Here is a 10,872-nt window from a genome sequence, read left to right as displayed (position 1 = left end):
GGTGGGTGGTGGGCGGTGGGCGGTGGTCGAGAGCGGCAGACGCCGGCCGGGATCGGTAGGCGGTCGGCGGACCCTGGCCCGTCCGCCGTCCGCCGTCCGCCGTCCGCCGTCCGCCGTCTGCCGTCTGCCGTCCCGAGTCGGCCATCGCCTGCCCGGCCCCTCGCCCGCACCACGGGCCGTCATCTCCGTCCCCGGGTCTGTCCGTCGTCGCCGTACCGGCGCGTGCCGCCCGCCGGTACGGTGCTGCCGGTCGGCCGAACTCCAGGTGGCGCGGCCTTCGTTGATCCGGAAGGATGCTGCGGGCGGCCCGGCGAGGGCCGTGCCGGACGACCGCCCGGCCCCGACGGAAACGGAGCGCACCGATGACCTCTGCGGCCCCCCACGACCTCGTCGTCACCCAGGCCACCCTCGCCGACTGGCCGGTGATCAGCGGGTGGGCGGCGGCGGAGGGCTGGAACCCGGGGCTGTCGGACGGGCCCGCGTTCTTCGCCCAGGACCCCGGCGGCTTCTTCCTCGGCCGGATCGACGGGGAGCCGGTCTCCGCCGTCTCCGTCGTCAACCACGGGCCCGACTACGCCTTCCTCGGCTGCTATCTCGTCCGCCCCGACCTGCGCGGCCGCGGACACGGGCTGACCACCTGGAAGACCGCCCTGGCGCACGCCGGGAACCGGACCGTCGGCCTGGACGGGGTCGTCGCCCAGCAGGACAACTACCGCCAGTCCGGCTTCGAACTCGCGTACCGCACCGTCCGGTTCACCGGCACCGCAGCCGCGGGCGAGCAGCCCGCCGGTGTCCGTGCCGCCGGCCCCGCCGACCTGGCCGCGCTCACCGCCTACGACAGCGCCTGCCACCCGGCCGACCGCCCCCGGTTCCTCGCCGCGTGGCTCACCGCCCCCGGTCACCGGGCCCTCGTCCGTGCGGAGGGCGGACGCCTGACCGGCTACGGCGTCATCCGTCCCGGCCATGACACCCTGCGCATCGGCCCCCTCTTCGCGGACACCGCCGCCGACGCCCGGGCCCTGTTCGCCGCCCTCACCGCCACGGCGGCCGGCGCGCAGGTCGCGATCGACGTGCCCGAACCGAACGCGGCCGGCGTCGCCCTCGCCGAAGCGGCCGGACTGCGCCCCTCGTTCGAGACCGCGCGCATGTACACCGGACCGGTGCGCGCGTACGCACGGGAGCGGGTGTTCGGCGTCACCACCCTCGAGCTGGGCTGACCTCAGCCGAGGTCGGCGCGCCGGGAGTGGCGGCGGCGGTGCAGGTCCCGCACCTCGTCCACCAGCTCCGGCACCGGGCCCTCCACGGCCACACCGGGGGCGACCTCGGGCACGCCGGCGTGCGCACGGGCGGCGCGGGCACGCCCAGTTCGGCGAGCCAGCCGGTGAGCTGCGCGGAGGAGGCGACGTACCCGATCCGGCCGAGCCCCACCCAGGCGTGCGCCGCCGCGCACGTCGGGCAGTGCTCGCCGGAGGTGTAGACGGTCGCCGACGCCCGCTCCTCGGGGGGCAGGCGCGCGGCCGACCAGCGGGCCGGCTCGAACTCGGGGTGCCGGGTGCGGTCGCCGCCCGTGACCCGGTCGCGGTCCTCCGCCGGCGCCGTGCCGTCCCCGGCCACCAGCACCGACCCGAAGGGTTCGTCACCGGCGTCCAGCGCCTCCCGCGCCAGCTCCACACAGCGGCGCAGATACCGCATCTCGCTGTCCCGCACCGTCGGTGCACCTCCGCACGTCGTGATCTCCAGCCGGGCACGTTACGGCCACCGCGACCGGCTCGGCCGGCACCTTCGCCTCACGGGCAAGGACGCGCCGCACGGCGGTCCGGGCGCCCCGGCCGCCGGGTCCGGGACCACGAGCGGCGGGCGCGTCGAGCGACCGAGGTAATTCCGTTGAGGGGGAAGGGCCTTCCATGCTGGAGTGGCACCATGGATCACGCCGCTGTGCTCAGCCTCTACGACCGTTTCCTGCGCCAGGAGGCCCGGCCCGACGGCCCGGGGACCCGGATCGAACGGACCGGCGCGGTGGTGCGTCAGACCGCCGGCCCCGAGGGCTGGAACGGGGTGCTCTGGTCCGGTCTGGACGCGGCGGACGCGGACCGGGAGATCCAGGAGCAGATCGCATACTTCACCGCCCTGGGGCGGGACTTCGAGTGGAAGCTGCATGCCCACGACGAGCCGGCGGACCTCGGGGCCCGGCTGCTCGCCGCCGGGTTCCGGGCCGAGCCCGCCGAGACCCTGATGATCGGCGAGGCGGCCGGTCTCGCGCTCGACACCGAGCCCCCGGCCGGCGTCCGCTTCGCCCAGGTCACCGACCCGGCGGGCGTCGAGCTGGTCGTGGACGTCCACGCGTCCGTGTTCGGCGACGACGGCGGCCGGCTGCGGCGCAGGCTGCTCGCGGGCCTGGCGGCCGCACCCGGCACGGTCGTCGCCGTGGTGGCCCTGGCCGGCACCGAACCGGTCGCCGCCGCCCGCATGGAACCGGTGCCCGGCACCCCGTTCGCCGGGCTGTGGGGCGGCGGCACCGTCGCGGCCTGGCGGGGCCGGGGCATCTACCGCGCCCTCGTCGCCCACCGGGCCCGCGCCGCCGCCGCCCAGGGCTACCGCTACCTCCAGGTCGACGCCTCCGCCATGAGCCGCCCGGTCCTGGCCCGCCTCGGCTTCCACGCGCTGGTCACCACGACACCCCTGCTGTACGGGTCCTGACTCAGCGCCGGGCCCGGGCCCGGTCCAGCGCGGCCACTCCGACGGCCGCCAGGGCGATCTGGATCAGCCACTCGATCCAGTCGGGCCCGTCGGTGTCGGCGACCCCCAGACCGGCGGCGATCGCCGACCCCAGCAGCGCGGCCACGATGCCGACGACGATGGTCCACAGGAAGCCGATCCGCTGCCGTCCGGGGACGACCAGCCGGCCCAGCACACCGATGACGAGCCCGATCACGATGGCGCTGATGATGCCCGATATCTCCATGGTCTTCCCTCTTCGACGTTCCCGGTCACGAAACCCGCTGATCCGGTATCTGCCCACCGCGAGCGAGGTCACTCCGCCCCCGACCGACACCGGCGGCCCCGCGCGCCGGAAAGTGCACCGGCACCTAGGGCTCCGAGTGCCGGACCTCCTTCGTCGTGGACGACACCGCGCTCGACGTGGGCTGAGGCCGCTGAGGGCGACGGCGGGGGGCGCACTGAACGGGGCCGCCCCCCGCCGTCAGGCCGCCGGTACCGTCCGCTCCGGTGTGTTCCAGCCGGAGACCCGTACGCCCGGCGCCGAGCCGTGCAGGTCGGCCGTCCGGTAGGTGGCGGTCAGCGTCACCGACTCGCCCGGCCACAGGCTCACCTCGTTGTCCGACCAGCGGACCGGCAGCACCGGCCGGCCCCGGGTGTCGACGAGGTGGACGTCCGTCAGCAGCGCCGGAGTCGTCCCGCTCCCGCCGTGGCGCAGGGTCACCGTTGTGGTCGACGTGCCGTCCGACGCGCGGGTGGCCGCCGTCGCCGACACCGTCACCCTGGCCATCGAGGCGAGCCCCGTGAGGTCGGCGTAGCGCGTCGTCGGGGTGTAGTACCAGGTGGTGCCGTTCCAGTCGAGGGTGTCGGGCCGGGTGGAGAGCCAGTACACGTTCCGGCTTACCTCCCCGCCGGCCGCGTCCGTCAGCACCAGCCGGAGCAGATGCGTCCGCGCGAGCCCGCGCACCGAGGACGGCAGGGTGAACGCGGTGGCGTGGGCCCCGCCGCCGTTCACCGCCACCCCGCGCACGGTCCGTTCGTACCTCCGGGTGCCGTCGGGGTCGTAGAGCGTGGCCCGGACGGTGAGGTTCCGCGCGGCAGCGGTCCGGTTGTTCACCACGACGACCGAGCGGTCGTCGTAGGAGTACTGCGCGTGCAGCGGCTCGTTCGCCTTCTTGGCGCCGAAGTAGGCGCCGTTCTGGTCCAGGTAACGGTCCGTCAGCTGCCAGTGCAGCGAGGTCCAGCCGCTGTTGAACATCCAGTGGATGACGCCGGTGGCGGGCTGGTGCCGGTCGGTGGCGTTGCGTTCGTACGCCTCGAACTGGGCGCGGACGTTCTCGTACTGGGCGAGCTGGGCCTTGCGCACGTAGTCGGTCAGGCTCGTCGGCCGGCCGTACCGTCCGCCGAGCGCCTCGTCGTAGATCCTCAGCGTGCCGAAGGTGGTGGACGGCGAGCGGTGGTACTGCTTGGCGCCGGGGTCCTTCCAGAGGGTGTCCAGTTCGGCGGGGGTCATCATCCGGCGCAGGGTGTCGAGGGTGGGGATGCTAGGGCCCGCGCTGGTCTCGGAGTTGAAGCCGGTGGCCCCGCCCTCGCGTTTGGCGTACCAGTAGCCCGGCGGCACCCAGTCGTAGGGACCCGTCATCTTCATGCCGGAACGGCCGAGCCGCGGGGAGGACGCGTCGGAGGCGGCGGGGACCACGGGCACGGGCCAGTCGGCCGCGTCCAGGGCCTCCAGATAGCCTTTCTCGATCGCCGCGTTCGGCGCGGAGTCGCTGCCGATCAGGAACGACAGCACGCTCGGGTGCCCGCGCAGCCGGGCGGCCTCGGCGGCCATGGACGCCTTGGCCACGGTGTGGTCGGCGTCGGTCCACCGCTCGCCGGACCCGGTGGGGTTGACCTCGCCCTCCCACTTGTCGCAGCACTCCCAGCCCGGCAGGGTGAGCACACCGTGGCGGTCGGCCAGGTCGAAGAACTCGTCCGGCTCCAGGTGTCCTTCCAGCCGGATCGTGTTCAGGCCCAGGTCGACGGCGTACTTCAGGCGGTCCTCGACGTAGCCGCGGTCCCAGCGCAGGAACTCGTCCGGGGACCAGCCGCCGCCCTTGACCAGCAGGTCGCGGCCGTTGATCCGGTACCGGCGGGCGCCGTCGGGGTTCAGCGGGGCCCGCACGTCACGGATGCCGAACCGCTCGTGCGCGGTGTCCGACACCGTACCGGCGACGGTGGTGGTCAGGTCGAGGTCGTACAGCGGCTGTCCGCCCATCCCGGCCGGCCACCACACCTCGGGGCGGGCGAGGCGCAGCCCGGGGGTGTCGGCGGGGGAGAAGGTCACGGACTTCGTCTGGTGCGCGGCCAGCCGTACCGTCCTGGCGAACCGGGTCCCGGCGACGCTGCCCCCGACCTCCGCCGTGACCGGCGCGTCGGTGTCGTTGCGGGCCTCGGCCCTGACCGTCAGGTCGGCCGAGGCAAGCGAGGGCACGGCCAGCTTGGTGACCACGTGCGCGTCGCGCAGCGCGACCGGGCCGGACCGGCGGACCAGGACGTCACGGACGATGCCCATGTTCCGGTCCGGCGGCGGCTGGAGCCAGTCGAGCCAGCCCATGGTGAGGTGCTTGTCCGGGTCGTTGGGCAGGACGCGGAAGGCGACCGTGTTGGTGCCGGACCGGACCAGCGGGGTGATGTCCAGCTCGTGCCGGGTGTACGCGCCGCTCACGTCCGCGGCCCGTGCCACCCGCCGGCCGTTGACGTAGACGTCGGCCGCCGAGACGACGCCGCTGAAGTCGAGGAAGGTCCGCCGGGCGGTGTCCGCGACGGTGAAGTCGGAGCGGTACCACCAGGGCACCTCGAAGTCGGCCCGCGGGATGCGCCGCTGGTCGGTGGAGTGGAACGGGTCGGCGTACACGCCGTTCGCCAGCAGCGCGGCCAGCACCGTGGAGCGGGGGCCCGCCGGGTACCAGTCCCGCGCCGGATAGCCGGGGGAGGACACGGCCGCCGCCGAGTCGCCGACCCGCGCCGTGGACCGGACGGCGAAGCCGGCCAGTGGCGTGCTGCTGCCCGCGGCGGAGGGAACGCGGGTGGTCCGGGCAGGCCCCGGCTCTCCGCCGGCCTGCCCCGGGCCGGCCCACGCGCCGGTGGTCAGGGAGCCTGCCAGGGTGATGAGCACGGCGGCCAGGGGGAGCCGGCGGGTGGGGCGAGGGAACACGCGGTCTCCAGCCTCGTAAAGTTAGGAAACTTTACTAATCCCGCACACGCTAAGGCGCCCCCCTGGAGCTGTCAACGAACCCGGCCGGGGCGGCGGTCGCGCGGGTCAGGTTCCGGCCGTCCGGCGCTCGAACACCAGGTTGCGGGCGGTGTCCAGGGCGGTCGCCACCGCGCCCAGCAGGACGGCGTCCTCGCCGAGCCGGCTCGGCGCGATCCGGGGGCGCAGCGGGGTGAGCGTGCGCAGGTGCTCCCTTACCGGCCGCAGCAGCAGGTCCACGCTGTGGCCGACGCCGCCGCCGAGCACCACGAGGTCCGGGTCGAGCACGGCGGCGGCCGCCGCCACGGTGTGCGCCACCCGCTCACCCTCCCGTTCCACCGCCCGCACGGCACCCGGATGGCCCTGCCGGGCCGCGTCGAACACCGACTTCGCCGTGAGCTGCCCGCTCATCCCGAACTCCCGCGCGGCCTCCACCACGGCCACGCCCGACACCGCGTCCTCCAGCCGCTCCGGCTTCCGCCGTCCGGGCCACGGCAGGAAACCGATCTCCCCGGCCAGCCCGTGCGCGCCGGTGAACAGCCGCCCCTCGCTGACGACGCCCATCCCGAGACCGGTGCCTATCAGGATGTACGCGAAGAGCCGGCTGCCCGCGCCGACGCCGAACGCGTACTCGCCGAGCGCCGCGAGATTGGCGTCGTTGTGCACCTCCAGCGGCACGCCCAGCTCCGCGCGCATACCGTCCACCAGCCCGGCCCGGCCCCAGCCCGGCAGATGCATCGCGTACCGCACCCGCCGCCGCTCCTCGTCGTACACCCCAGGCGTGCCGATCACCCCGTGCGCCACCTCCGCCGGGTCCACGCCCGAGTCCGCGATCACCTGGCGGGCGGTGGTCACGACCAGCCCGGCCAGGGCGGCGGAGGTGCGGGCCCGGTTGCGCACGTCGGCCCGGGCGGCGAGCGTGCCGTCCAGGTCGGACAGCGCCACCCGCAGCCACCCCCGGCCGATGTCCACGCCGAGCGCGTACCCCGCGGCCGGGTCCGGGGCGTAGAGCACGGCGGTGCGGCCGCGCTCCGGGGTGTGCGTGCCGGCCTCGCGCACCAGCCCGGCCGCCGCGAGCGAGGCCAGGGCGCTGGAGACCGTCGGTTTGGACAGGCCCGTCTCGCGGGCGAGTTGGGCGCGGGAGGCGGCGCCGAGGGCACGCAGCCGGTCCAGCAGCAGCCGCTCGTTGGTGCTGCGCAGGCGCCGGCGGTTCCAGGGCTGTTCCTGCCGCTCTACGGCATCGCTGGCGGACATCGCACCATTCTCGTGCATGCCCGCCGCCTACTTGACGCCTCTAGTAAGGATACTTAACTTTATCGGCCAGTCAGCCTCCGCCGGGCGCTCGGCGCCCGCCGCGTCAGGAGTCCCCATGTCCGGTAGCCCGCCACCCCCGGGTGGTTTCGTCCGCCGCATCGGCCTGTTCCAGGCCACGGCGATCAACATGAGCCAGATGTGCGGGATCGGCCCGTTCGTGACGATCCCGCTGATGGTCGCCGCGTTCGGCGGCCCCCAGGCGGTCCTCGGGTTCGTCGCGGGCGCGGTCCTGGCCCTGTGCGACGGGCTCGTCTGGGCCGAACTGGGCGCCTCCCTGCCCGGCTCCGGCGGCAGTTACGTCTATCTGCGCCAGGCCTTCCGGTACCGCACCGGCCGCCTGACGCCGTTCCTGTTCGTGTGGACGGCGATGCTCTTCATCCCGCTGGTCATGTCCACGGGCGTGGTCGGCTTCGTGCAGTACCTCGGCTATCTCGCCCCCGGCCTGGGGCGGACCGCCGGCGACCTGATCGGGCTCGGCGTCATCGCCCTGGTCGTGGTCCTGCTCTGGCGCGGCATCGAGCACATCGCCCGGATCACCGCCGTGATGTGGGCCGTGATGATCGCCTCCGTGCTGCTGGTGATCGCCGCCGCCGCGACCCACTTCAGCCCGCACCTGGCCTTCACCTATCCGGCGGGCGCGTTCGACCCGACGAGCGGCCACTTCTGGCCCGGCTTCGCCGCGGGCCTGACCATCGGCGTCTACGACTACCTCGGCTACAACACCACCGCCTACATGGGCGCCGAGATCAAGGAGCCGGGCCGTACCCTCCCGCGCTCCATCGTGTTCTCGATCCTCGGCATCATGGCGATCTACCTGCTGCTCCAGATCGGCACCCTCGGTGTCGTGGACTGGCACCGGATGACCGACCCGCACGACATCGCCTCCACCTCGGTCGCCTCCGCGGTGCTGGAGGAGACCTGGGGCCGGGGCGCGGCCGACGCGGTGACCGTGCTGATCCTCGTCACCGCGTTCGCCTCCGTCTTCGCCGGCCTGCTCGGCGGCTCCCGGGTGCCCTACGACGCCGCCCGGGACCGGGTCTTCTTCCGCCCCTACGAGAAGCTCCACCCCCGGCACCGCTTCCCGGTGCTCGGCCTCGCCACCATGGGCGCGATCACCGCCGTCGGCTTCCTGATCGGCCGGCACACGGATCTGGCGACGCTGATCCAGCTGCTCACCACGGTGATGGTCATCGTGCAGGCGCTGGCCCAGATCGTCGCGCTGACGGTGCTGCGCAGGCGCCGGCCGGACCTGCCCCGCCCGTACCGGATGTGGCTGTACCCCGTGCCGAGCGCCGTCGCCTTCGCCGGCTGGTGCGTGATCTACGGGTACGCCGACCGGAACTCCCCGGGCCGCCACCCCGTCGAGTGGTCCCTGGCCTGGCTGGCCCTCGGCTGTGCGGCCTTCCTGGTCTGGGCGCGGCGGGAGCGGGTGTGGCCGTTCGGCCCCAAGGAGGCGGACCCGGACGCCGACGGGACGGGCGCCCCGGCGGTGAACGCGGGGGCGGGAACCTGAGCCGGTGCCGTCCCACCGGGCGGGAACGGGCGAGAGGGGGCCGGTCCGCCCGGGCGGACCGGCCTCGCTCTTCTCATCCTTTCCTCGGTCTCCTCTTCTGCGGCCTGGGGGCTTCTGTGGCCTGAGGGCCTCTGTGGCCTGGGGCTGCTACGGCCTGGGGGCGCTCTTCGCCGCCGTACCGGCGCAAATCAGTCCGAGGGCGAGGGCCAGGGCTCCGATGACGACGTTGTTGACGATGACACCCGTGTCGGGGCCGCGGCCCACGATCCACGGAGCGATGATCATCCAGATGCCCAGGGCGCACATGGCCCAGCTCAAGCCGTACATGCGCTCGGGCGCCCTGGTGAATCCCAGGGCCAGCAGCCCGATCGCGATGCCCATGATCAGGTTGTGGGTCGTCAGGGCGGGCTGGCTCGCCGAGTAGTGCACGATCCACGGGGACGCGGCACAGTACAGGCCGAGCAGGAACACCGGCCCGTCCACGAGTGCCACATCGCGACCGCCGAGCATGCGGGCGTAGCGATCCCGCATTTCGGAGACATCGGGGTGGCTCGAGATATCACCCCTGTGCAGGTTGGCCATGGAAGTCGTCTCCTTTGGACGTAGCGGGCCAGACCGCGTCTGGCTCGACGTGCGGTAAGCGCCGCATAGTCCATTTTGCTCTTATTTCTTCTTTATGTGTAGGGGTGGGAGCCGAGACTGCCGCGCAGCCGGTTCAGCCCCCGGCGCGTGTGGCTCTTCACCGTGCCCAGCGGCCACCCGGTGCGCTCCGCGATCTGGGGCTGGGTCAGGTCCTCGAAGTAGGCGAGGCGCAGCACACACTGCTGGGGTGCGGGCAGCCGGGCCAGCGCCTGTCCCACGAGCACCCGGTCCAGGACGGTCTCGGGCCGCCCGGCGGCGGGCTCCTCCGCCGGCAGGGCCGCGCCCGCCGCCGCGACCAGCCGGCTCCGGCGCGTCCGGGCGGAGAGGGCGTCGGCGATCCGGCGCCGGGTGATGCCGACGATCCACGCGGCCACCGTCCCGCGCTCCGGCCGGTACCCGGCGCAGCCGCGCCAGACGGCGAGGAACACCTGCTGGGTGACGTCCTCGGCCTCCGCGGCGTCCCCCAGCGTGCGCCAGGCCAGCGTGTACACCATGCCCGACCAGCGGCGGTGGACCGCCGCGAGGCAGGCGTCGTCGCCGGCCACCAGCCCCCGCAGCAGGCGCTCGTCGGTGAGCGGCTCCTCGGCGGCGGCCCACGGCGGAGAACCGGCGGACCGGCCGGCCGGGATTGCGGCACCGGAGGCCACGGCGGTCGGGTACGGGCTCATGACGACGGCTCCTTCGCGTCGGACCGGCCGCCCCGTCGCCGGGGCCGACCAGGTCGCTCCGGTTCTGACGGACACCCGTGACCACGGTGCGAGTCCCCGCGCCGACGCGCCAACTTGCATCGTTTCCGCGTCGTATCGTCGTTCCATGGAGATGAGCGACGGCGGCGGGCCGCCGGAGGGCGGGGCGGCGGCCGGGCCGGGACTGACGACCGGCGCGCTGGCCCGGCGGCTCGGCGTGTCGCCCACCACGCTGCGTTCCTGGGACCGCCGTTACGGCATCGGCGCCGCCGTCCGCACCGGCGGCCGGCACCGGCGCTGGACGCCCGAGGACGTGGCGGTCCTGGAGGAGATGTGCCGCCTGACCGCGTCCGGCGTCCCACCGTCCGAGGCTGCCCGTGCGGCGCAGGCCGGGGCGGCCCGGAGTGCCGGGGAGGGGACCGGGCCGAAGGGCGTCCGGGCGGAGGAGGACCGGCCGGGAACGGCGGCCGTCCGGGGGGTGGACGAAGGGGCCGGCGGGGAGCCGGGTGGCGTCCGGGGGGTGGACGAGCGGGTCGGCCGGGAGCCGGGTGGCGTCCGGGCCGCGGGGGAACGGGCGGCGACGGAGGCCGGCCGGGGTGTGCGGGAGCGGGCTCTCCCGGCAGCCGCCCGCCCCGGGGCGGCGCAGCCGCAGCCGGAGCCGCAGCCGGAGGCGGAACTGGAGCCGGAGCCGGAGCCGGAGCCGACCGGCGCCCGGGGCGTGGGAGCGACGGCCGGACCGGTGGCCGGGCGCGCCGCGGCGGGGCGGC

Annotated in this window: 9 protein-coding genes and 1 pseudogene; 4 read left to right on the top strand and 6 right to left on the bottom strand. The window is 74.6% G+C overall.

The window, feature by feature from the left end:
* Window positions 1–362: 362 nt before the first annotated feature.
* Window positions 363–1,217 carry a GNAT family N-acetyltransferase gene (locus IF37_RS0136690; RefSeq protein ID WP_030753412.1) on the top strand — a complete coding sequence of 285 codons (855 nt, stop codon included), beginning with the start codon at window positions 363–365 and terminating at the stop codon, window positions 1,215–1,217.
* Between the two features lie 2 nt (window positions 1,218–1,219).
* On the opposite strand, the pseudogene IF37_RS40185 reads toward IF37_RS0136690, so the two are convergent.
* A pseudogene (locus tag IF37_RS40185) lies at window positions 1,220–1,692 on the bottom strand (nucleoside deaminase).
* A gap of 228 nt (window positions 1,693–1,920) precedes the next feature.
* On the opposite strand from IF37_RS40185, the gene IF37_RS0136680 reads away from it, so the two are divergent.
* Entirely contained in the window at window positions 1,921–2,697 is a 777-nt protein-coding gene (locus tag IF37_RS0136680) for a GNAT family N-acetyltransferase (protein ID WP_030753409.1), read from the top strand.
* A 1-nt stretch (window position 2,698) separates the two neighbouring features.
* Here the strand turns inward: IF37_RS0136680 and IF37_RS0136675 are convergent, their stop codons facing one another.
* The 3 genes from IF37_RS0136675 to IF37_RS0136665 all read right to left on the bottom strand — a co-directional run bounded on the left by IF37_RS0136675 (window position 2,699) and on the right by IF37_RS0136665 (window position 7,204).
* Window positions 2,699–2,962 carry a GlsB/YeaQ/YmgE family stress response membrane protein gene (locus IF37_RS0136675; protein ID WP_030753406.1) on the bottom strand — a complete coding sequence of 88 codons (264 nt, stop codon included), beginning with the start codon at window positions 2,960–2,962 and terminating at the stop codon, window positions 2,699–2,701.
* Window positions 2,963–3,199: 237 nt separating this feature from the next.
* The gene (locus IF37_RS0136670; RefSeq protein ID WP_030753403.1) at window positions 3,200–5,914 is read right to left on the bottom strand and encodes a sugar-binding domain-containing protein; all 2,715 of its coding nucleotides are present in this window, start codon (window positions 5,912–5,914) and stop codon (window positions 3,200–3,202) included.
* 105 nt (window positions 5,915–6,019) lie between these two features.
* Complete coding sequence (locus IF37_RS0136665; RefSeq protein WP_030753400.1) at window positions 6,020–7,204, bottom strand: ROK family protein; 1,185 nt, start codon at window positions 7,202–7,204, stop codon at window positions 6,020–6,022.
* 115 nt (window positions 7,205–7,319) lie between these two features.
* Between IF37_RS0136665 and IF37_RS0136660 the strand changes: the two genes are divergently transcribed.
* A complete protein-coding gene (locus tag IF37_RS0136660; protein WP_079166059.1) occupies window positions 7,320–8,777 on the top strand; it encodes an APC family permease in 1,458 nt (485 codons plus the stop codon).
* A gap of 147 nt (window positions 8,778–8,924) precedes the next feature.
* Here IF37_RS0136660 and IF37_RS0136655 read toward each other — a convergent pair whose 3' ends face one another.
* Both IF37_RS0136655 and IF37_RS0136650 read right to left on the bottom strand, forming a co-directional pair.
* Window positions 8,925–9,359 (bottom strand): SPW repeat protein, encoded by a 435-nt coding sequence (locus tag IF37_RS0136655; protein WP_030753394.1) that lies wholly within the window; start codon window positions 9,357–9,359, stop codon window positions 8,925–8,927.
* A 92-nt stretch (window positions 9,360–9,451) separates the two neighbouring features.
* Window positions 9,452–10,087 (bottom strand): sigma-70 family RNA polymerase sigma factor, encoded by a 636-nt coding sequence (locus tag IF37_RS0136650; RefSeq protein WP_030753391.1) that lies wholly within the window; start codon window positions 10,085–10,087, stop codon window positions 9,452–9,454.
* A gap of 151 nt (window positions 10,088–10,238) precedes the next feature.
* Between IF37_RS0136650 and IF37_RS46255 the strand changes: the two genes are divergently transcribed.
* A partial coding sequence (locus IF37_RS46255; protein ID WP_030753388.1) for a MerR family transcriptional regulator occupies window positions 10,239–10,872 on the top strand: 634 nt, incomplete at its 3' end.

The organism is Streptomyces sp. NRRL S-31, assembly GCF_000718775.1.
Taxonomy (GTDB): domain Bacteria; phylum Actinomycetota; class Actinomycetes; order Streptomycetales; family Streptomycetaceae; genus Streptomyces.
This window is presented reverse-complemented; position numbering and strand designations above follow the sequence as displayed.

Excerpts from the sequence above, each read along its gene's own strand:
- IF37_RS0136690 (WP_030753412.1), top strand. The coding sequence starts at position 363 with ATGACCTCTGCGGCCCCCCACGACCTCGTCGTCACCCAGGCCACCCTC.
- IF37_RS0136680 (WP_030753409.1), top strand. The coding sequence starts at position 1,921 with ATGGATCACGCCGCTGTGCTCAGCCTCTACGACCGTTTCCTGCGCCAG.
- IF37_RS0136675 (WP_030753406.1), bottom strand. The coding sequence starts at position 2,962 with ATGGAGATATCGGGCATCATCAGCGCCATCGTGATCGGGCTCGTCATC.
- IF37_RS0136665 (WP_030753400.1), bottom strand. The coding sequence starts at position 7,204 with ATGTCCGCCAGCGATGCCGTAGAGCGGCAGGAACAGCCCTGGAACCGC.
- IF37_RS0136660 (WP_079166059.1), top strand. The coding sequence starts at position 7,320 with ATGTCCGGTAGCCCGCCACCCCCGGGTGGTTTCGTCCGCCGCATCGGC.
- IF37_RS0136655 (WP_030753394.1), bottom strand. The coding sequence starts at position 9,359 with ATGGCCAACCTGCACAGGGGTGATATCTCGAGCCACCCCGATGTCTCC.
- IF37_RS0136650 (WP_030753391.1), bottom strand. The coding sequence starts at position 10,087 with ATGAGCCCGTACCCGACCGCCGTGGCCTCCGGTGCCGCAATCCCGGCC.